Genomic DNA, 20,959 nt, shown 5'->3' on the forward strand with positions numbered 1-20,959 from the left:
GAAAACGTATCATGGGAGAATTTAGTGGACAGGTTGTACTAATTACCGGAGCCGCATCCGGCATTGGGTTGTCCATCGCACACAAACTACTGACCGAAGGGGCACAGGTTGGCCTGCTCGATTTTAACGAAACAGCTTTACAGCAGGCGTTTGAAAAATATGGCCCGGATGCCTTGCTCATCGGCATCGACATTACCGATGAAGCTCGGGTAGCACAGGCGGTTTCGCAGGTGCAGGAACAGTTTGGCAAGATTGACGCCCTCATCAATTGCGTCGGCATTACGGGCGTCACAAACGTACAAAGCCATGAGGTGAGCAGCGAAAACCTGCACAAGGTGTTTGAAGTCAACTTCATGAGCAGTTTCTACACCTCCAAAGCGGTATTGCCGTTCATGCTGGCCCGCAGTTACGGGCGCATCCTGCACATTGCCTCTATTGCGGGCAAAGAAGGGAACGCCGGTATGCTGGCCTATTCAGCCTCGAAAGCCGCCGTGATCTGCATGGCGAAGGTGCAGGGGAAAGAGTACGCCGAGAAAGGCATCACGGTCAACGCGCTGGCCCCGGCGGTGATTCAAACGCCCCTGGTCGATGCCATGCCCGAGGTACAGGTTAAGTACATGACCGATAAAATTCCAATGAAACGTTGTGGTACACTCGATGAAGCCGCTAACCTGGCCGCTTACATCGTATCGCCCAAGAACAGTTTCACTACCGGTTTCACCTTCGATTTATCGGGGGGACGGGCCACATATTAGGTTGGTTCAATATGGCACGGGCAATTGCTCGTGCCCATATTATCCTGGCCTGGCGCGAGCATTGGCTCGTGTCCACAATTTCGTCAGTATTTACTGACGCCTTGACAATTCTATACATGCGTCAGTAAATACTGACGAAATTATGGACACGAGCCAATGCTCGCGCCAGCTAACCAGACATCATGAAAAACTTCTGGATCAGTTGTATTATCGTTTTTTCCTGGCTAGGCGCAGTTTCGGCGCAGCAACGTCCTGTATTGCTGCCAGCACCGCAGTCCATTTACTACGGGCAGGGGGAATTGCCTGTCCAGAACCTGACGGTGTACGTACCGTCCAACGCAACAGCCGATGTCGTCTTTGCGCTGAGTCAGCTTAGGAAATTACTTGCTGAACGCAGTGGAAAACCCGTACTGGTGAGCCCATCGGCAACGGCATCAACTATTCGGTATTCGGTTAAATCAGCCGGTCAGGAATTACCGGGCACCAACGAGGCTACCAACGGAAATACCCGCGAGCACTACACGCTGACCATCACCCAAAAAGGCATCGACATTACCGCCCAAACCTCAACGGGACTGTACTACGCCGTACAAACGATTCGGCAATTGATTCAGGGCGAGGGTACGAAGGCCTCGCTTCCTCTCGTCACGATCAGCGACCAGCCCAAACTGGCTTACCGGGGCGTAATGATGGATTTTGCGCATGGCGGATTGCTGACGGTCGATGAAATCAAAAAGCAGATCGACTTTTTGGCCCGCTGGAAAACCAACCAATATTACTTCTACAACGAGGTTAGCATTCAACTGGACGGCTATTCGACGCTGAATTACAAGGCGAATTATTCGCAGGCGCAAATCAAAACGATCATTGCCTACGCCCGCGAGCGGCACATGGATGTGATTCCGTTCGTCAATTTCTACGGACACCTGCATGAGCTGATTCGCAACGAGAAATACGCGTCGCTGGCCATCGGTCACTACGGCCATGAAATGGACCCACGTAATCCGGCCGTGCAAACCCTGCTGAAAAACTGGATCAAGCAATACACAACGTTGTTCCAGAGTCCGTTCATTCATGTCGGCTTCGACGAAACCTGGGAAACCAAGCGGCTGGCCGGTTCGTCTCCCACAAAACTGGACCCCGAATCCCTGTATATCCAGCAGCTCAGTTTCGTGAGCAACGAGTTCAAACAGTACGGTAAAACGCTGTTGGCCTGGACGGATATGAACGCGTTTTACCCGAATATTCTAGCCAAATTTCCCAAAGATGTCATCCCGGTTATCTGGGAATATTCGCCCGATACAACCGCTATCAACAACTACTTAAATCCAGTTCTGAAGGAAAAGAAACCGTTTTTTATTCAACCCGCCGTTTCGGGCTGGGGGCATATTTACCCCTCTGCCAACTATACCTACGAAAACATAAACCTCTGCCTGAAAGCGGGCCTTCAGCACAACACGCTCGGCTTTATCACTTCCGTCTGGACCGATTCTGTCGAACCCTTTGTTCGGGCTTCCTGGCTGTTTATGGCCTATGGCTGCATTGCGGCCTGGCAGGGCACTGTGCCCGATAAGACCACCTTTGCCGGACACTATAGCGCGGTCGTTTACCCGGCCCTAGCGCAGGATATGCAGGCCGCTTTCGACCATATCGCAACGGCCGGTCAGTACCTCGAAAAGTGCCTGGGCAAGAACACCCAAAGCCTACCTCGGGGCACCCTCGTGGAAAGCTGGTCGAATCCATTTTCGGCCTATTATCTGGCCAACACCAACGAACACAAGGCCGATTTTGAGCAGGTTCGTACGCACACGGAGGAAGCACAGGCACGGCTTATCAGTGCGCTTCAGGCGGCAAGTCCAGCCGACACCAGTTTCATTCAGTCGATGCTGGTATCGGCCCGGCTGATCAACTATTCGGCCAGTCGGTTTTTGTGGGCCAAAGCCATTACAGATCGCTGGAACGATGGAATGATGGCCCAAAAGAAGGATGATTACGTATTCTATGATCTGACGTATCCCTGCCACAGCCTGCTGGTCGATGCCATGGACGAAACGGGTGAACTCAAGCAAGCCTATGCACAGGCCTGGCTCTCGGAGAATATGCCGTACCGACTAAATACCATGCTGGGACGCTTCGATGTCGATTTTGGGCTCTGGCGAAAGCTGCATCTGAAACTACTGGACTATAAGATTCAGAAGAAGACTGAACCCCTGAAATCCTTTGAACTGCTCTTTACCCCCGACTTTTAACAAAAAATGGAACGCTGATTTTTATGAATTGCCTTTAGATCAGTATCTAGTTGCTCCAGCCCATTTTACCCCTGAATCCCCTGAAGGGGACTTAGCTCACACTTAGACAAAGTCCCCTTCAGGGGATTTAGGGGTAAAATAGCCTAAATAGCTCTATTATCTAGTCAACCACCATGAACAATATCCAGTTCTTAAACCCTATTGATGGCGATATGCTGCATGCCCGTGATGGTGTGACAACAGCTGATGGCTTGGAAATTGATATACAGGTGTCCGCGCCCTCGTCTCATTATCTAACCATCAATGGAATCGGGACGAGTTATAAGCAGGGCGTCTTTTCGGGGAAAGTGCGGTTGAATCAGTATGCCAATACGATTACCGTTCACGACTGCACCACCGCCGAGACTAAGTCGATTCAGGTGTACTGGCTACCGAATTTTGCGAGCCACTATCGCCTGTCGATCGACGATAACATCTGGTTTCTGCGGGATATTTATCAACAGAAAGACAACTATCAGTCGCTGTTCGATAATCCCTATCTGGGATTTTTGAAGCAGGTTCATACCACCTACGGCACTAAAATTCACCTCAACCTTTTTTACCAGACGGAGGGCTTCAACCTATCGCAGTTTCCCGACCGTTTCAAGGCAGAATGGCAGGCGAATGCCGATTGGCTTCGACTGAGTTTCCATGCCTGGGGTGAATTCCCTGACCGACCCTACCAGCAGGCTGGCTATGAGCAGGTGAAGCACGATTGCGCCATCGTAAAAGAGCAGATTCTACGATTTGCGGGCGAGGCTGTGATGGGTCCCGTAACAACGCTGCATTGGGGAGAAGCTACGGTTGAAGGCTCGCGGGCCCTGCGCGACGCGGGCTACATCGGGCAATTGGGCTATTTCAACGTCGATGATGAGTTGCCCCCCGTTTCGTACTACCTCAACGTGGAGCAACGACGGCACATGAAAAAACGGTTTGTCTGGCACGATAATCAGGAAGACATCACTTTCATTCGGAGCAGTATCGTCATCGACAAAACAGAGTTACCCGACATTGTTCCATTCCTGGATAACTACGCGAACCAGCCATCGGGCCTGCCGCCTTTTGTCGATTTACTCGTTCACGAACAATATTTCTACCCCTTTTACGAAGCCTATCAACCCGACTTCCGGGATCGCATTCTAACAGCGGTGAAATGGGCTACCGATAAGGGGTATACGCCCGCCTTTTTGGGTGAGGCATTATTTAATTAATAATGGATAATGAGTAATGGAGTACAAGCAGTCTGTTTATCCCCAATTATCCATTTTACATTATCCATTATAAATTATGTTTTATGGAAAACACGCGAAGAAATTTCTTAAAAACGGCAGGACTCAGCGGTTTGAGCCTGGTAGCCGCCAGCCCCTTTGCCGCCTACGCAACAACGCCTGAAGAACTGGAAGTCATTGGCGAACAGGCCACTAGAACCCCTCCGCAGGTTTTTAACATGAGTGGGTATGCGGCCCCGAAGCTCGATGTTGTTCGCATTGGATTTGTGGGGATCGGGAACCGGGGCATGGGGGCCGTGGAGCGGATGAATAAAATCGAAGGTGTTGAGATTAAAGCCCTGTGCGACCTTCGGCCGGAGCGGGTGAACCTGGCACTCAAGAAAATAGAAGCCAATGGCCACCGCCCACAGCTCTATTCGGGTAGTGCCGATGCCTGGAAAAAACTCTGCGAACGAACCGACCTCGACCTCATTTACATCGTGACGCCCTGGGCCTTGCACACGCCCATTGCGGTGTTTTCCATGAATCATGGCAAGCACGTTTGTGTGGAAGTCCCAGCGGCTAAAACCCTCGAAGAGTGCTGGCAACTGGTCGAAACATCGGAGCGCACCAAAAAGCACTGCATGATGACCGAAAACTGCTGCTACGACTTCACGGAGTTGCTAACGCTGAACATGGCGCGGCACGGTTTCTTCGGGGAAATAGCCCATTGCGAAGGGGCGTATATTCACAATCTACAGGAACTGGTCTTCTCAAAAGAGCACTTCTACCAGATGTGGGAGTTGGATGAAATGTACAAACGTACCGGTAACCTCTACCCTACCCACGGACTGGGGCCCATCTGTCAGGTGCTGAACATCAACCGGGGCGATCAGATGGATTATCTGGTCTCGATGTCTAGTAATGATTTTGTGCTGGGTAACATGGCCAAAGAACTAGCTGCCAAGGACGACTTCTACAAACCCTACGCCGGAAAGCCCTACAACGGCAACATGAGTACGACCACCATCCGAACCAAAAAGGGGAAGACGATCATGGTGCAGTACGACGTATCGTCCCCCCGGCCGTATTCACGTATTCAACTGGTTAGCGGCACCAAAGGGGTAGCGCTAAAATACCCCGAACCCGCCCGCTATTCCACAGGTCACGAGTGGATGAGCGAGAAGGAGATCAAAGCCCTTGAAGAAAAATACATGCCCCCCATCGTGAAGAAAATGGGCGAAGTGGCCAAGAACGTGGGCGGTCATGGCGGCATGGATTTCCTGATGGACTGGCGTACGATCGACTGCCTTCGAAACGGTCTTCCGCTCGATCAGGATGTATATGACGCGGCCTTGTGGAGTTCGGCTGGGCCCTTAAGTGCCTGGTCGGTAGCCCATCGGTCCAATTCGATTGATGTGCCCGATTTTACCGGCGGTTCCTGGCAAAAGAACACACCCGTCGACATTTCGATGACCAAGGGTGGAAATACACAGGCAAAAGTGTAGGTTTCCTTGGTGATAACAGTGATGTCGGGCAGGTTCCAGTGGTGTCAGGTTCTTAAACCTGACTCGCGAGGTTTCTCAAAACCTCGTGAATACTATTTATAATAGAGGAGGTTTTGAGAAACCTCACGTGTCGGGTTCTTAAACCCGACACCACCACAAGTTTTAATATCCTAAATCCATGACTACCAGTCGACGAACATTTTTGAAACAGACATCCCAAAGTTGCGCGGCTTTGCTGCTGGCCCCTACGCTGCTCCGGGCCAGACCAACGGTGGCAACCGGCAAACGGGTGGGTATTATTGGGCTGGATACCTCGCACAGTACAGCCTTTGTCAAGGCCCTCAACGGCCCGGATGCCAATGCCAGTTTCCTGGGCTATAAAGTCGTGGTGGCTTATCCGCAGGGCAGTAAAGATATCGAGAGTAGCACCTCGCGCGTTCCGGCCTACACGGAAGAAGTAAAAAAGCAGAACGTCGAAATCGTCAGCTCCATCAGCGACTTACTTAAAAAAGTTGACGTGGTGTTGCTGGAAACCAACGATGGTCGGCTGCATCTGGAACAGGCCTTGCAGGTATTGAAGGCAGGCAAACGCGTGTTTATCGACAAACCCGTTGCGGCTTCGTTAGCCGATGCCATCGCCATTTTCGAAGCTTCTAAAAAATACAACATTCCCCTGTTTTCGGCCTCGTCGCTTCGGCACATCAAAGGCATTGAAAAAGTAGACAAAAGCAAGGTCGTGGGGGCCGATACGTTTAGTCCCGCCGTTCTCGAAAAGACCCATCCCGATTTTTACTGGTACGGCATTCATGGAGTTGAAACGCTTTACACCGTTATGGGCACGGGCTGCAAACAGGTGGTTCGCGTGCATACCGACGGCACCGACATTATTGTAGGCACCTGGGCCGATGGGCGCGTTGGCACCGTTCGCGGTACCCGCACGGGCAAGCACGATTACGGCGGTACGGTGTTTACCCAAACGGGCAATCTTGTACTAGGCCCCTACGGTGGTTATGAACCGCTTTTGCAGGACATTATTACCTATTACGAGACAGGAGAGGTGCCCGTTACACCCGAAGAAACCATCGAGATTTTTGCCTTTATGGAAGCAGCGGATGAAAGCAAGCGTCGCGGGGGTGTTGCCGTTACCCTCGAAAGTGTACTGGCGAAAGCGAAGAAATAACCTCAAAAACTCAAGATCATGTCGCATTCCAATGTTTCAAGAAGGGAGTTTTTAAAGCGAAACTCGTTAACGGGTCTGGGTGCCCTCCTGACGCCTTCAGCACTCACAAATATTCCAGCCCTCCCCCCCGAAACGGCACCGAAAACGGATATAAAACCGGGTCCGTTTTCGGTAGCAGCGCCCCCGGCCTTATTGGGCGGCAAACCCGTTCGAACCGCCCAATGGCCAACCTGGCCCCTCTGGAAACCCGAACAGGACGAAAAGCAGTTGCTGGAGGTGATCCGTAGTGGCATCTGGTCAAGGGGCAACGTGGTGAGTGAGTTTGAAGCCAAATGGGCCGCGGCTCTGGGCGTCAAACGCTCACTGGCGGTTGTGAATGGAACCAACGCTATCATGGCGGCATTGGCGCAACTGGATATTCGCGGGGGCGATGAAGTGCTGGTACCGCCCTATACGTTTATTGGAACGGTAGCTCCCGTTTTGGCGACAGGTGCCATGCCCATATTCGTGGATGTTGACCCAGAAACGTTCCAGATCGACCCGGCTAAGATTGAAGCAAAGATCACCCCTCGGACGAAGGCGATTATTCCAGTGCATATTCTGGGCTTACCCGCCAACATGCCCAAGATTCTGGCCATTGCGAAAAAACACAATCTAGTCGTGATCGAGGATGCCTGCCAGGCGCATCTGGCGGAGATCAATCACCAGAAAGTGGGCACCTTCGGGCATGCCGGCTGCTTTAGCTTCCAGAATTCCAAGAACTTAGCCATTGGTGAAGGCGGAGCTATTGTGAGCAATGATGATGCCTTTATGGATCGCTGTTTCTCGTATCATAACTACGGAAATCCCTACGGCATGGTGTCGGGCGTGATTGGGGCTGGCACGCTCATTCAGGGCACAAAACTTCGGTTAACCGAGTATCAGGCGGCTATTGGACTGGCGCAGTTAAAGCGGCTTGATGCCGAAACAACCACCCGAAACACGAATGCGGCTTATTTGAAAGCCAGGATTAAGAATATTCCGGGCATTGTCCCCTATAAACTCTACGACGATGTAACCCGGGCGGCTTTCCACCTTTTCCCCTTCCGGTACAAGAAAGAAGCCTTCAAAGGTTTATCGCGCGAGGTGTTTATGAAGGCACTTACGGCGGAGGGAGTTCCCTGCTCGAAAGGATACGCTACGCTGAATAACATGCCCTACCTCAACGACGCGTTCCAATCGAAAAATTTTCAGAAGATGTATCCCAAGGCGATGCTGAATTTCAACAGCTACGTTGAGCGGAACCACTGCCCGCAAAACGACCGGCTTTGTAATGAAGAGGCCGTCTGGTTTACCCAGAATATGCTGCTGGGCAGTCAGGCCGACATGGATGAAATTGCCAACGCCATCGAGAAAATTTACACCCACGCCGATAAACTCCTGAGTCAGAAATGAGAAACGTATTGAGGTTTGTCTGGCTGGCATGGCTTGGGGCTTTGATCAATGTCCCGGCCTCGGCTACGGGCTGGAAAGCGGGTACTGCCAGCGTGGTCATCACGCCCAAAGAACCGCAATGGCAGGCGGGTTATGCCTCCCGTACCCACGCTGCCGACGGCAAAATCCACGATTTATGGGCTAAAGCGCTGGCATTGGAAGATGAAACGGGCAAGCGGGCCGTTCTGGTCACCACCGATATGCTCGGCTTTCCCAAAGCCATGTCGGATCGTATTCGCGAACGCCTGAACAGCCAGTTTGGTCTCTCCAAAGCCCAGATCATTCTCAACAGCTCACATACCCATTCGGGGCCCGTGCTGGATAACGCGCTACAGGACATTTACCCCCTCGATGCGACCGAGCAGGCTAAAATTAACCGGTACTCCCGATGGCTGGAAGCGCAGATCGTGACCCTGGTTGGTCAGGCGTTCCAGAAGCTGGAACCCGTTGCGCTATTCTCCCAAAACGGGGTTACGCGCTTTCAGATAAATCGGCGAAACAACAAAGAAGGTGCCCTGCTGGAACAAACCGAACTGAAAGGCCCGAACGACTATGCCGTTCCGGTCATCAAGGTTGTTGATGCCAGGGGTAAACTCAAAACCATTGTGTTTGGGTACGCCTGCCACCCTACGGTGCTGGATTTGTACCAATGGTCGGGCGATTACGCGGGCTTTGCGCAACTGGAGTTGGAGAAAGCCCATCCCGGTGTAACGGCATTGTTTTTTCAGGGTGCCGCTGGCGATCAGAATCCGCTACCCCGCCGTACCATACCCCTCGCCCGGCAGTATGGGCGGGAGCTGGCCGCAGCCGTCGACCGGGTCCTTGATGAACCCATGCGGAACCTGAGCGCGCAGCTTCGTACGGCCTATTCAGAAATTGACCTACCCCTTTCCGCTCCACCCTCCGAAGCGGAATTGACGAAGACCATCCAGGAAAACGACGGATACCTGAAACGCTGGGCGACGCGGATGCTGGCCGAAACGAAGCAGGGCAAACCGTTTGTCAGGAGTTACCCTTACCCCATGCAGATCTGGCAATTGGGCAACCAGTCCATCCTGAGTTTTGGTGGCGAACTTGTTATCCAGTACGCCCTCGACTGTAAGAAACGCTTCGGGCAGGATAGTTTCGTGATGGGCTATTCCAACGATGTAATGGGTTACATTCCCTCAACCACCATTTTGCAGGAAGGTGGTTACGAAGGCGCTTCCTCGCAAATGGTCTACGGCCTACCAAGTATCTGGGCACCAAACGTACCGAACCTGATTGACCAGGAAATAAACCGGCTGGCCAATCAGATTGGCATGCAGAAGCTGAAGTAATATTTATGGAAGCCTTGTCGAAAAATCAGCTACTGCCGTGAGGTCAGGTTCTCAAAACTGACCCTCCGTTCTCGCTTGGCTTCGCCGAGTGAGGGCTATTTTTTTAACGGCCTCTGGCCGGTGTGATTATAATAACATCAAAAACGGGCCAGAGGCCCTTGAAGGAATAGACCTCACTCGGCGTAGCCAAGCGAGAACTGGAAGGTTTCTCAAAACCTACTGACATGCTAACACGAGGTTTTGAGAAACCTCTGTGTGTCGGATTTAAGAATCCGACACCACGGGAACCACGGGAATCCGACACCACTAACAAAAAACGGCCAATGAACCCAGTCAACGAAACCGACATACTCGAATCCTCCTCGCTAATTGCAACGCCTTACTATTCAGGTTTTGCGTTGGCGCATGATACCTACAATGCCATTACGGCCGCCAGTAACGGCAAAATCTATTACGTGCTCTGCTCAGAATCTTACGAGCAGGGGGGCCAGTTTTACGTGTATGATCCCGCAACCGACAGTACCAAATGGCTGGCGGACTTAACGGAAATTTGTGGCGAAACCGACGCCAATGCCATTCCGCAGGGTAAAAGTCACGTCCGGTTTTATGAAAGCAATGGCAAGCTGTATTTCGCCACACACATTGGCGTGTATGAGATGATCGACGGCATGGAGCGATTGCCCCAAAACGCACCCGATGGAAAGAACCTCTACCCCGGCGGCCATTTCGTTTCCTACGACCTGACCACCGGCACATTTAAAAATCTGGCCCTGGCACCCGAAGGCGAAGGCATTTTAACGATGACCATCGACAAAGAGCGCGGGTATCTGTACGGCATTACCTGGCCGCTGGGCTACTTCATTCAGTACGACATCAAGGCCAATACCCTCAACACAATCGGGCTTGTTTCGGAGAAGGGCGAAGCGGGTATTCCGGGCGATGACTACCGGGTGTTATGCCGATCCATGTTCGTTGACCCACGCGATGGAGCCGTTTATTTCTCCACCTCCGAAGGGGATATTTTCAGCTATCAACCCGGTCGGGAAAGCCTTCAAAAAATTCCCGACGTTGACTTGCGACTCGATTATTTTGGCCGCTACGACCCAACGCATCCCGGTAGTATGGGTTATAACTGGCGCAAAATTTTCTGGTACGCCCCCGACGAAGTAGCGTATGGCATTCATGGCAATTCGGGGTATCTGTTCAAATTCGATCCCCGTCGGCAACGGATTGAGTTGGTGGTGCGGTTAACCTCGGAGCCGTCGCGGAAGAGTGGGATGTTCGATCAGTTCAGTTATGGGTACCTGGGTTTTCAGCCGGGCCCGGATCAGGAGACGATTTATTACCTCACGGGTGGCCCAATTTATCAGGATGGCAAACGTCTGAAAGGTGCCGATCAGATTGCGAAGGGAGCGGCTAAAGGACTCGAAAACCTTCACCTCATCACCTTCCATATGCCGAGCCAGACCTATACCGATCACGGGCCTATTTTTTACGCCGATGGCTCTCGTCCGACATACGTCAATTCGATTGCGATCGGCGCAGATGGCTCGGTGTATACGCTCGCCCGTTTTGACCATAACGGGCATGAAATCCAGGATTTGGTCAAAATTCCGGCTGTGTTTTAGTAATCAACAGACCCAGGACAAGTTTGTTTTTCGACAGGATTACAGGATTAACACGATGATTATCAATTGTAAAATCCTGTTAATCCTGTAATCCTGTCGAAAAAAAATAGGCACAATCTGTGTCGATAATCATTTAGATTAAGCTTGTCCAATACCTAGTCAACTGTCAACATGACTTCGATCAACAACCGATTTAGGATGGCCGCATTTATTCTGGCTACAGGGTTATGCGCTTCCTGCTCGCATTATAAAGATGCCCTCACGCCCGAAGAAGCACTTCAGAGTTTTAAACTAAGTGACGACAGGCTGGCCGTTTCGGTCTTTGCCGCCGAACCGCAGGTACTGGACCCGGTCGAAATGGTGTTTGACGAAGACGGTAACGTATTCGTGGTCGAAATGCCCGATTATCCAGCCAAGCCTGAAGACGGCTCGCTGGGTGGGGCCATTCGTATGCTGACGGATACCAATGGCGATGGCCGCATGGATTCGGCAACGGTCTTTGCCGATCACCTTTCCGAAGCCACCAGTATTTTACCCTGGCAGGGCGGCTTGCTGGTGACGGCGGCCCCCAACATACTATTCCTCAAAGACACCACGGGCGACCATCGGGCGGATATAAAGGAAATCCTGTTCACCGGTTTTTTTGCGGACAACTCCGAAGCGCAGATCACTAATCTCCGGTTCAGCGTCGATAACTGGATTTACGCGTCCAATACGGGCCGGGAGGGCGAAATCCGATTCACCCGAAACCCTAACGCAAAGCCCGTTTCGGTAAAAGGGGGCGACTTCCGGTTTCGGCTGGATCGGGGTCAGTTTGAAATTGAGTCAAGTTCGGGGCAGTTTGGGCTGGCTATCGACGACTGGGGCAATCGGTTCTTCACCGAAAACAGTATGCATGTTCAGCAGGCCCCCATTCCGGCGCGCTACCTGTATCGGCACAAACACCTGCCCTCCGTCGAGCCAACCCTCAACATTTCTGACCACGACCCGATTATGTTTCAGGAAACGCCTGCACCCTACTGGCGACAGGAGCGCACAAAACGCCGGAATCAGCAGTTTGAGGAAGCTAAACTCAGTGACCGACACGAATACGCCGACGACCATTTCACCGGCGCATCGGGCGGTACGTTTTACGGTGGAGACGCTTTACCTAAGGACTATTATGGGTCGATCTTCACGGGCGAAGTCGCGGGTAATCTCATCCACCGCGATGTACTGAAACGCTTGCCCAATAGCCCCAAATTCGCAGCGCAACGCAGCAACGGAGAGAAAGAGCACGAGTTTCTAGCCTCAACCGACCCCTGGTTCCGGCCCGCCAATTTTACCGTCGGTCCCGATGGGTCCTTGTACGTGATCGACATGTATAGGCAACACATCGAAACGCCTACCGCCATCCCGGAAGATCTAAAGGAGGATATGGATTTTATGAACGGCAGCAAGCTGGGACGTATCTATCGGATTGCCGCGAAAACCAGCAAACCAGCCGTAATACAGCCTAAACTGAGAAGCAAAACCAGTGCAGAACTCGTGGCCTTACTGGCCCATCCGAACCAATGGTGGCGATTACAGGCCCAACGGCTTCTCCTCGAAAAACAGGATAAATCCGTCATTCCAGCGTTAAAAGACCTATTCACCAAAAACACCGACGCACGAGCCCGCCTGCACGCGTTTTTTGTACTGGAAGGCCTGAATGCCCTGGATGTCAGCCTGGTAAACCAGGCGATGCAGGATGCTCAGCCTGCTATTCGCGCTTATGGACTGATGATGGCCGAGCGTTTCCCGACCTCCCTACCCCAGATTATCGAAAAAGCCAGCGATCCATCGGCCCCGGTAGCATTTCAGGCAGGATTAAGTCTGGGTCAATTTCCAGCCCAGCAAGTCGCTCCTGCGTTGGCGGGTATTTTGGGAAAGTATGGAAAAGACAGCTGGTTTCGAACAGCCGTCTTAAGTTCAGAAGCGGGTTCCTCGCTGGAATTGGTGCACCAACTGGTGGGCAATAGCGGCTATTTCAAATCAATAACGCCCGAAAAAGACACACTCCTGACAGATTTAGCCTTCGTGATTGGCTCCCGGAATCGCAAGGACGAAGCGGTTCAATGCGCAACCTTATTCGACAATCAACCACATTGGCAGCAGATCGCATTAACGGGTTTGACTAATGGGTTAAAAGCCGCCGGTGTACCTGTTGACGCCCGGTTGAAACGTATGGCAGACGCTAAATCGGTTGCCGTGAAGTAGGGGGATTAAGAAAGAGATACAGGCTCCGCACGTTCTCGTCTGGCCCTCGTTCTCGCTTGGCTACGCCGAGTGAGGGCTATTCTTTCAAGGGCCTCTGGCCCGTTTTGGACATTATGCCTAATCACACCGGCCAGAGGCCGTTAAAAAATAGCCCTCACTCGGCGAAGCCAAGCGAGAACAAGCGAGACTAAAAAATAGAACAGACGAATGAACCCAGACAACAAACAGCAACACTATTCCCGACGGCAATTCATTGGTAAGTCCATTTTTTCGGGATCGGCGGCTTTAGGGCTATCGCTGGTGCTGAGTAGGTGCCAATCAAAAACGACTTCAGAGCATGAGGAGAAAAAGACGGCCGTTGACCCCTGTACTGACTTTTCGGTTGTCAGCGAAGCCGACCTGAAAACACGAAAAAAGCTGGGTTACGTGAATCAATCCCCCCGGCCGGAATCGAAGTGCGGCAACTGTAATCTGTGGCTTCCGCCCAAAGAGGGTCAAACCTGTGGTTCGTGTATGCTGTTTAAAGGACCGGTTTACACAACGGGTTATTGTACGTATTGGGCTCCTCAAGGCAAATAAATACTAGCACCGAACCGGCTGACCAGCCTACTTATAAAGATCGGTTATGATTTATCAAAGGCCTGATGTCTTTACTTTCTAAACTCATTCTTCAATCATATCGATCCTAAAAATCAGCGTTCTATCAATGATAAAAAACACAGAAAGCAACACCAACTCCCGGCGGGATTTTGTCAAAAAGACGATTATCGGTACCGCAGCTTTGTCGGTTGGGGGTATTTTGCCGGGCTTTAGCCCAAAAAGTTACGGGCGAATTTTGGGGGCCAATGAAAAAGTGAAGGTTGGTGTCATGGGCGTCAACAGCCGTGGACTGGCCTTGTCGAGCAACTTTGCGTTACAACCCAACTGTGACGTGGTGACGATTTGCGATGTTGACACGCGGTCGGCTGACAAATGTATCACAACCGTAGACGGCATTCAGAAGTCGAAGCCCAAAAATCAGCCCGATTTCAGAAAGGCGCTCGAAGATAAGGACATGGATGCCCTCGTCATTGCCGCCCCCGACCATTGGCACGCCCCAGCGGCTATTCTGGCCTCGAAAGCAGGCAAGCATGTGTATCTCGAAAAACCATGCAGCCACAATCCACACGAAGGTGAACTGCTGGTGGCTGTAGCGGCAAAGCACAAGAATGTGATCCAGATGGGCAACCAACGGCGTTCGTGGCCCAATGTGAAGCTGGCCATTCAGGATATCAAAAACGGAGCCATCGGCCGACCCTATTTCGCCAAAGGCTGGTACACGAACAACCGGGCAACCATTGGAATCGGCAAAACCGTGCCCGTACCCACCTGGCTGAACTATGACTTGTGGCAGGGGCCCGCTCCCCGTCGCGCCTACAAAGACAACGTCATCCATTACAACTGGCACTGGTTCTGGCACTGGGGAACGGGCGAAGCCCTGAACAACGGCACCCACATGCTCGACCTGATGCGTTGGGGACTCGATGTCGAATACCCCAACAAAGTAACGTCGCTGGGTGGTCGCTACCGATACAAAGACGACTGGGAAGCCCCTGACACCCAAGTCATCAACCTGACATTTACCAACAATACAGCCATGACCTGGGAAGGCCGAAGCTGCAATGGCCGAACGGTTGAAGGCAGTGATGTGGGCGTTACGTTCTATGGCGAAACGGGTTCCCTCCAATACGGGGGCGGCAACGCCTACAAAATCTTCGACCTCGACAATAAACTGATTAAAGAGGTCAAGAATGACATGCCCATCGACCCGCGCAATAAAATGAACCCGTCGCAGGCACTGGATGCCACGCACTTACAAAACTTCGTAGAAGCAATCAAGACCGGTGCGCCCCTGGCGTCGGGCATTGTGGGTGGGCACCAGAGCACGCTGCTTTGCCAGTTGGGGAACATCGCCCTCCGTTCCGGCGATGCCCTGGATATTGACCCAGCCAACGGGCATATCCTGAATAATAAAGCAGCCGCTAAATTCTGGCAACGCGAGTACGAAAAAGGCTGGGAACCAACGCTGTAGCGCAAATGGCCCACCGTGTGATGGAAACCCGCGATTGGGCAGTGGTGTCAGGTACTAATACCTGCCACATAAAGGTTTTAAGAAACCTTTATGTACGTTTTTTTAAGGAGGTTTCTCAAAACCTCCCCGAGTCGGGTATAAGTACCCGACTCCACTCAAAAAAATCAAAACAGGATGGAAACAAACACACTAGCTATTGACGTCAACAGCTTAAACAAGCGGGAAACCACGATTTCGATTTTCCTGATCGGGCTCATGTTCTTTATCTTCGGTTTCATTTCGTGGGTAAACTCCATCCTGATTCCCTACTTCAAGATCGCCTGCGAGTTGACCAGTTTTCAGGCCTATCTGGTGGCGTTTGCGTTCTACATTGCGTACTTCATCATGTCGGTTCCGGCTTCTTATCTGTTGAAAGCAGTCGGCTTCAAAAAAGGGATGATGTTTGGATTCTGGGCGATGGCGATGGGCGCGTTTATTTTCATCCCGGCCGCCATGACCCGAACCTACGCGGTGTTTCTGATGGGTTTGTTTACGATTGGGATTGGCCTGGCCATTTTGCAGACGGCTACTAACCCCTACATCACCATTCTGGGACCCAAAGAGCGGGCTGCTCAACGCATCAGCATGATGGGTATCTGCAACAAAGCCGCGGGAATTCTGTCTCCGTTGATTTTTGCCGCCGTCATTCTGCGTCCAACCGATACCGATCTGTTCGCCCAGTTAAGCACCATGAGCGCCGACCAGCGGGGAGCGGCCCTTGACGAACTGGTTCGGCGCGTTATTCCGCCCTATGCAGTGTTAGGCACGTTTCTGTTTGTGCTGGGTTATCTGGTGTACCGGTCTCCCCTACCCGAAATCGACACAGAGCACGAAACGCCGGATGTGGCAACCGCCAATGCCGGGAAGACCAGCATCCTCCAGTTTCCGCATCTGATTCTGGGCGCTTTCGCTATTTTCCTGCATGTAGGCACGCAGGTTATCGCCATCGACACGATTATTGGCTACGCCAATTCAATGGGGATCGACCTGCTGAAGGCCAAGACCTTTCCGTCGTATACCCTGTTCTGCACTATTTGTGGCTATACTATCGGCATTATTACTATTCCCCGATTTATCAGCCAGGTGAACGCCTTACGCATCTGTACTTTACTGGGAACAGCCTTCACCTTACTTATCATTTTTACAAATGGAACGGTAACGTTTCTGGGACATACCGCCGATATATCCATCTGGTTCGTGGTATTGCTGGGCCTGGCTAATTCGCTGGTATGGGCCGGTTTATGGCCGCTGGCCTTGGATGGACTGGGCCGCTTTACCAAACTCGGGGCTTCTATTCTAATTATGGGCTTGTGTGGGAATGCCATCATGCCGCTTTTTTACGGCTATTTTGCTGACCTGTACACGGTTCATACGGCCTACTGGGTACTTTTTCCCTGCTACCTGTATCTGGTCTACTACGCCGTATACGGGCATAAAGTAAAACGATGGAGTCTCTGATTATGCGGCAAAAAATAGTAAACGGCACCGTGTTGACGCCCTTCCGAACGATCAGGAATGGAACAGTAGTCATTGACAACGGTCAGATTATGGGTATCCATGAGGGCGCAGTCGATGTTCCCGACGCTATCGAAATAGATGCACAAGGCCAGTTTGTTGCCCCCGGTTTCATCGATATTCATGTACACGGTGGCGGAGGTTTCGACTTTATGGATAGTACCAAAGAAGCGTTTCTAAAAATTGCCGAACTGCACGCTCGCTACGGCACTACGGCGCTGGTTCCCACTACCCTAACAGCGGAGAAAGAAGACCTTCTGCAAACCCTGGACGTGTACGAACAGGCAAACCGGAGCAACACGCAAGGAGCTTCGTTTCTGGGGATGCATCTGGAAGGGCCTTATTTTGCGCTTAGTCAGCGGGGAGCTCAGGACCCTCGCTACATCCGAAACCCCGATCCAGATGAGTACGAAGAAATTCTGAGTCACTCCTCCTCAATTGTGCGCTGGAGTGCGGCCCCGGAACTGGAAGGAGCGATTCCGTTCGGGCAACGACTTCGGCAGAAAGGAATTCTGGTGGCTATTGCCCATACCGATGCGCTTTATGATGATGTGCTTATGGCTTACGAAAACGGCTACTCGCTGGTAACCCACTTGTATTCGGCCATGTCGGGAGTAACACGCCGGAATGCGTTTCGGTATGCGGGTGTGATTGAAAGCGCTTTCTTACTGGATCTGGATGTTGAAATCATTGGCGATGGCATCCATTTGCCGCCCCCACTGCTCAAACTGGTCTATAAAATCAAGGGAGCCGACCGAACTGCATTGATCACCGATGCCATGCGAGCGGCTGGCATGCCCGAAGGCGAAAGCACCTTAGGCTCACTAAAAAACGGACTGAAGGTCATTGTGGAAGATGGGGTGGCCAAACTACCCGACCGAACCGCCTTTGCCGGTAGCGTGGCCACCATGAATCGCCTTGTCCGAAATATGGTGCAGCTAGCCGATGTCCCCTTACTGGAAGCGGTTCGAATGGCCAGCACAACGCCCGCCCGCATCATGGGTGTCGATCACCGAAAAGGATCGCTCGCCAAGGGTAAAGATGCCGATATCGTGCTCTTCGATCAGGATTTTACGGTTGGCATGACCATGGTGCAGGGCAAAATTATTTACATGACCGAAGACTTGACATAGATCTAGCGCTTAATGTGGTGTCGGTTTTGAGAACCGACACTCAGTGCCACTACTTGCGTCGGTTTTGAGAAACCGACACCACTCATAAAACTTATAAGATTGCTCGATGAACCCCAATTTTTCTCCAATCAGCGAATTCAGCGTTGATAAACTCAAGGTTAAACTCTTTGCCAATCGCCAGAGTCTGGGCGAAAGCGCTGCCGAACAGGCCGCTGCTGCCATTCTGAGTTTACAGGCAAACCAGGCTATTGTCAACATTATATTCGCAGCTGCGCCCTCGCAAAATGAATTTCTGGATGCCCTGGCCAACCAACCTGGCATTGCCTGGGAGCGCGTTAATGCCTTCCATATGGATGAATACATTGGCCTGCCCGACGACGCTCCACAACGGTTTGGCAACTTCCTGAAAAATGGCCTGTTCGATAAAGTACCGCTGAACGCGATCTATTACATCGACGGCAATAATGACCCTGACGTTGAATGTAAACGCTACGAAGCGCTACTTCATGCGTACCCCACCGATATCGTTTGCATGGGCATTGGTGAAAATTGCCATATCGCGTTCAACGATCCCCACGTGGCTCGCTTTGGCGACCCGGTGCTCGTAAAAAAAGTGGGTTTGGACCTGACCAGCCGCTGGCAGCAGGTTCATGACGGCTGTTTTGCCAGCCTGGAGCAGGTACCCGAATACGCTCTCACGCTCACTATTCCGGCTCTGGTAAAAGCACCCGCCATTTTTTGTATGGTGCCAGCCGCTCACAAAGCAGAAGCGATTCACCATACCCTGACGGATGCTATTTCAGAAGACTATCCCTCAACTATACTACGACAACATGACAACGCAACGTTGTTCATTGATCAGGATAGTGGGGCGCTGCTACAGATAACTGATTAATTCGCTTTCATCAAGTTATGGCCACTGTACACTAAAACCGAATCTACCCGACTAGTAGAGAAGCTGGACTTTTTAGGCTAAGCACATCTGCGATGCTGAAAAAGTAAGACACCTTAAGCATCTGATTGTCTGTATCAGACCAAGGGCCTCTTCCTAACCAGCTTCCTATTATAGGTCGGCCAATAACTCTCCCTTACCTGTTTTACCTCATCAGCTTCGTCAAATTGCCCCCACTCCTCAAGCCGGGCTAAAAAGACTTCAAACAACAAAGCATTTATACCTGGATTGGTTGGATCAGGAATATGTTTGATTCGTGTAATATTGGCAACTACATAAACCGGCAGTTGATTATCAATTAGATTATCATCGTCGACCCGGTAAACTAATCCATAACGAAACAAGGGGTATTTTGTCACTAACTTGTCGGTGCCCAATTGGCTGAAGCTCTGGCGGGATGGATTGTCATAAAGTTGAAAGCGTAGAACGTATTGCATGATGTAGATTTAGTATGATCATTCATTCTTACAAAGATAGATGGTAGGTTGAATCTGGCAAAACAGCAGCAACCCTATCAGAGTCACCTTGTTTACCTACACGTTGTAAAAAAACCTTATCCTATAGGGTAAGACCCCAAATTATACGGGGTAGTTGCTTCACTGGTTATATATTGAGTGAACGGCAGTCTTTGGCAAGATACTAATTGGCCTGATTATTGCCCACTATATTTTCGTAAATTGCATAAACCATAAGATTTACTGGCAATCATAACATAAACTCTTGAAAAATCTACTGATACAAATCAAGTTATCACTTTTATATCAGTTATTCATTCATAAGTTACCAGACCAGCCTGGCCTTTCTTCACATAAACCCATAGATAGCAAAAGCCCCGTCCTAACTGGCGGGGCTTTTGCTATCTATCAAAAACAAGACTATTGGCCTATTTACCTACATACAGGCATAGATTGCATGTATAGATCATCCACTGGATAGTATAAAAAATAAACTGAATTAAATAGCTAATTTATTCAACTCAGCGCTTGTCGGGCATATAGATGTTGAACCTTCTCTCGACTTCGCTTCAGTCGCATCTTAACTGCGCTGGGTTTAATACCATATAGTTGGGCTATTTCGTCAATAGTCATGCCATCTTCATATTTTAAGCGTAACAACGATCGCTCTTTGAGTGAAAGTGTTTCCATAGCCTGCTTAACCATCAAAATCGATTCTTCATGCAGTTGTGCTTCGTACGACTCATCCACATGCTGTTCCAGGCCTTCCGTACCCGTTGTATTAAAACGTTTGGCTACTCGAAGTTGATCAGCACAGTAGTTATAAGCAATTGAATAGAGCCAGGTCGAAAAACTTGATCGCTGTTGAAACGCATCTAGTTTATCGAATACTTTTAGGAAAATATCGTGTGTAAAGTCTTCCGCCTTCTCAGCGTCTTTAGTCATTGATAAGCATCGCTGGTAAACCTTGCTAACATAGCGATTGTAAAGAGTCTCAAAGCATTGATTAGGTTGGGTAGGCAGACATTGACGAATCATTTCTTCGTCAGTTAATGAAGCGAGCATAAATAGCTATAACGTACAAGTTAAAAATATTTCATTTATATAAACAAATATTAACTTCAATACACTTTAGATCATATTCAATAAATTAAGACACATTAAATATACTATACGGTATATATATTTTTTAAAATA

General features: G+C 50.8%; 16 protein-coding genes. 14 read left to right on the plus strand and 2 right to left on the minus strand.

The window, feature by feature from the left end:
- The first annotated feature begins 11 nt into the window (after positions 1-11).
- From EXU85_RS24690 to EXU85_RS24755, 14 genes are all read left to right on the plus strand, one after another.
- The gene (locus tag EXU85_RS24690; RefSeq protein ID WP_142774644.1) at positions 12-755 is read left to right on the plus strand and encodes an SDR family NAD(P)-dependent oxidoreductase; all 744 of its coding nucleotides are present in this window, start codon (positions 12-14) and stop codon (positions 753-755) included.
- 182 nt (positions 756-937) lie between these two features.
- Entirely contained in the window at positions 938-3,004 is a 2,067-nt protein-coding gene (locus EXU85_RS24695; protein WP_142774645.1) for a beta-N-acetylhexosaminidase, read from the plus strand.
- 173 nt (positions 3,005-3,177) lie between these two features.
- Positions 3,178-4,254 carry a hypothetical protein gene (locus EXU85_RS24700; protein WP_142774646.1) on the plus strand — a complete coding sequence of 359 codons (1,077 nt, stop codon included), beginning with the start codon at positions 3,178-3,180 and terminating at the stop codon, positions 4,252-4,254.
- Positions 4,255-4,337: 83 nt separating this feature from the next.
- Positions 4,338-5,759 (plus strand): Gfo/Idh/MocA family protein, encoded by a 1,422-nt coding sequence (locus EXU85_RS24705; protein ID WP_142774647.1) that lies wholly within the window; start codon positions 4,338-4,340, stop codon positions 5,757-5,759.
- Positions 5,760-5,937: 178 nt separating this feature from the next.
- Positions 5,938-6,939: a Gfo/Idh/MocA family protein gene (locus tag EXU85_RS24710; RefSeq protein WP_142774648.1), complete on the plus strand. Its 1,002-nt coding sequence runs from the start codon at positions 5,938-5,940 to the stop codon at positions 6,937-6,939.
- Positions 6,940-6,957: 18 nt separating this feature from the next.
- Positions 6,958-8,373, plus strand: a complete 1,416-nt coding sequence (locus EXU85_RS24715; RefSeq protein ID WP_142774649.1) for a DegT/DnrJ/EryC1/StrS aminotransferase family protein — start codon at positions 6,958-6,960, stop codon at positions 8,371-8,373.
- Complete coding sequence (locus tag EXU85_RS24720; RefSeq protein ID WP_142774650.1) at positions 8,370-9,731, plus strand: neutral/alkaline non-lysosomal ceramidase N-terminal domain-containing protein; 1,362 nt, start codon at positions 8,370-8,372, stop codon at positions 9,729-9,731. The genes EXU85_RS24715 and EXU85_RS24720 overlap by 4 nt, the downstream gene beginning before the upstream one ends.
- 323 nt (positions 9,732-10,054) lie before the next feature.
- Positions 10,055-11,359, plus strand: coding sequence for a hypothetical protein (locus tag EXU85_RS24725; protein ID WP_142774651.1), 1,305 nt, complete (start codon positions 10,055-10,057; stop codon positions 11,357-11,359).
- Positions 11,360-11,530: 171 nt separating this feature from the next.
- Positions 11,531-13,597 (plus strand): PVC-type heme-binding CxxCH protein, encoded by a 2,067-nt coding sequence (locus tag EXU85_RS24730; RefSeq protein ID WP_142774652.1) that lies wholly within the window; start codon positions 11,531-11,533, stop codon positions 13,595-13,597.
- Between the two features lie 207 nt (positions 13,598-13,804).
- Positions 13,805-14,176, plus strand: coding sequence for a high-potential iron-sulfur protein (locus EXU85_RS24735; protein WP_142774653.1), 372 nt, complete (start codon positions 13,805-13,807; stop codon positions 14,174-14,176).
- A 127-nt stretch (positions 14,177-14,303) separates the two neighbouring features.
- On the plus strand, positions 14,304-15,668 hold the full coding sequence (locus tag EXU85_RS24740; protein WP_142774654.1) for a Gfo/Idh/MocA family protein: 1,365 nt from the start codon (positions 14,304-14,306) through the stop codon (positions 15,666-15,668).
- A 174-nt stretch (positions 15,669-15,842) separates the two neighbouring features.
- Complete coding sequence (locus EXU85_RS24745; RefSeq protein ID WP_142774655.1) at positions 15,843-17,165, plus strand: sugar MFS transporter; 1,323 nt, start codon at positions 15,843-15,845, stop codon at positions 17,163-17,165.
- 2 nt (positions 17,166-17,167) lie between these two features.
- Positions 17,168-18,355 (plus strand): N-acetylglucosamine-6-phosphate deacetylase, encoded by a 1,188-nt coding sequence (gene nagA, locus EXU85_RS24750; RefSeq protein ID WP_142776823.1) that lies wholly within the window; start codon positions 17,168-17,170, stop codon positions 18,353-18,355.
- A 106-nt stretch (positions 18,356-18,461) separates the two neighbouring features.
- Entirely contained in the window at positions 18,462-19,250 is a 789-nt protein-coding gene (locus EXU85_RS24755; RefSeq protein ID WP_142774656.1) for a glucosamine-6-phosphate deaminase, read from the plus strand.
- 134 nt (positions 19,251-19,384) lie between these two features.
- On the opposite strand, the gene EXU85_RS24760 is transcribed toward EXU85_RS24755, so the two are convergent.
- Together EXU85_RS24760 and EXU85_RS24765 are read right to left on the minus strand one after the other, a co-directional pair.
- Positions 19,385-19,744, minus strand: a complete 360-nt coding sequence (locus EXU85_RS24760; protein WP_142774657.1) for a hypothetical protein — start codon at positions 19,742-19,744, stop codon at positions 19,385-19,387.
- A gap of 534 nt (positions 19,745-20,278) precedes the next feature.
- Positions 20,279-20,827 carry an RNA polymerase sigma factor gene (locus EXU85_RS24765; protein ID WP_142774658.1) on the minus strand — a complete coding sequence of 183 codons (549 nt, stop codon included), beginning with the start codon at positions 20,825-20,827 and terminating at the stop codon, positions 20,279-20,281.
- Positions 20,828-20,959: the final 132 nt, after the last annotated feature.

This window comes from Spirosoma sp. KCTC 42546 (genome assembly GCF_006965485.1).
In the GTDB taxonomy this organism is placed as follows: Bacteria; Bacteroidota; Bacteroidia; order Cytophagales; family Spirosomataceae; genus Spirosoma.

What these genes read in the sequence shown, in the direction of transcription:
- EXU85_RS24690 (WP_142774644.1), top strand. Translation starts at nt 12, where the DNA reads ATGGGAGAATTTAGTGGACAGGTTGTACTAATTACCGGAGCCGCATCC.
- EXU85_RS24695 (WP_142774645.1), top strand. Translation starts at nt 938, where the DNA reads ATGAAAAACTTCTGGATCAGTTGTATTATCGTTTTTTCCTGGCTAGGC.
- EXU85_RS24700 (WP_142774646.1), top strand. Translation starts at nt 3,178, where the DNA reads ATGAACAATATCCAGTTCTTAAACCCTATTGATGGCGATATGCTGCAT.
- EXU85_RS24705 (WP_142774647.1), top strand. Translation starts at nt 4,338, where the DNA reads ATGGAAAACACGCGAAGAAATTTCTTAAAAACGGCAGGACTCAGCGGT.
- EXU85_RS24710 (WP_142774648.1), top strand. Translation starts at nt 5,938, where the DNA reads ATGACTACCAGTCGACGAACATTTTTGAAACAGACATCCCAAAGTTGC.
- EXU85_RS24715 (WP_142774649.1), top strand. Translation starts at nt 6,958, where the DNA reads ATGTCGCATTCCAATGTTTCAAGAAGGGAGTTTTTAAAGCGAAACTCG.
- EXU85_RS24720 (WP_142774650.1), top strand. Translation starts at nt 8,370, where the DNA reads ATGAGAAACGTATTGAGGTTTGTCTGGCTGGCATGGCTTGGGGCTTTG.
- EXU85_RS24725 (WP_142774651.1), top strand. Translation starts at nt 10,055, where the DNA reads ATGAACCCAGTCAACGAAACCGACATACTCGAATCCTCCTCGCTAATT.
- EXU85_RS24730 (WP_142774652.1), top strand. Translation starts at nt 11,531, where the DNA reads ATGACTTCGATCAACAACCGATTTAGGATGGCCGCATTTATTCTGGCT.
- EXU85_RS24735 (WP_142774653.1), top strand. Translation starts at nt 13,805, where the DNA reads ATGAACCCAGACAACAAACAGCAACACTATTCCCGACGGCAATTCATT.
- EXU85_RS24740 (WP_142774654.1), top strand. Translation starts at nt 14,304, where the DNA reads ATGATAAAAAACACAGAAAGCAACACCAACTCCCGGCGGGATTTTGTC.
- EXU85_RS24745 (WP_142774655.1), top strand. Translation starts at nt 15,843, where the DNA reads ATGGAAACAAACACACTAGCTATTGACGTCAACAGCTTAAACAAGCGG.
- nagA (WP_142776823.1), top strand. Translation starts at nt 17,168, where the DNA reads ATGCGGCAAAAAATAGTAAACGGCACCGTGTTGACGCCCTTCCGAACG.
- EXU85_RS24755 (WP_142774656.1), top strand. Translation starts at nt 18,462, where the DNA reads ATGAACCCCAATTTTTCTCCAATCAGCGAATTCAGCGTTGATAAACTC.
- EXU85_RS24760 (WP_142774657.1), bottom strand. Translation starts at nt 19,744, where the DNA reads ATGCAATACGTTCTACGCTTTCAACTTTATGACAATCCATCCCGCCAG.
- EXU85_RS24765 (WP_142774658.1), bottom strand. Translation starts at nt 20,827, where the DNA reads ATGCTCGCTTCATTAACTGACGAAGAAATGATTCGTCAATGTCTGCCT.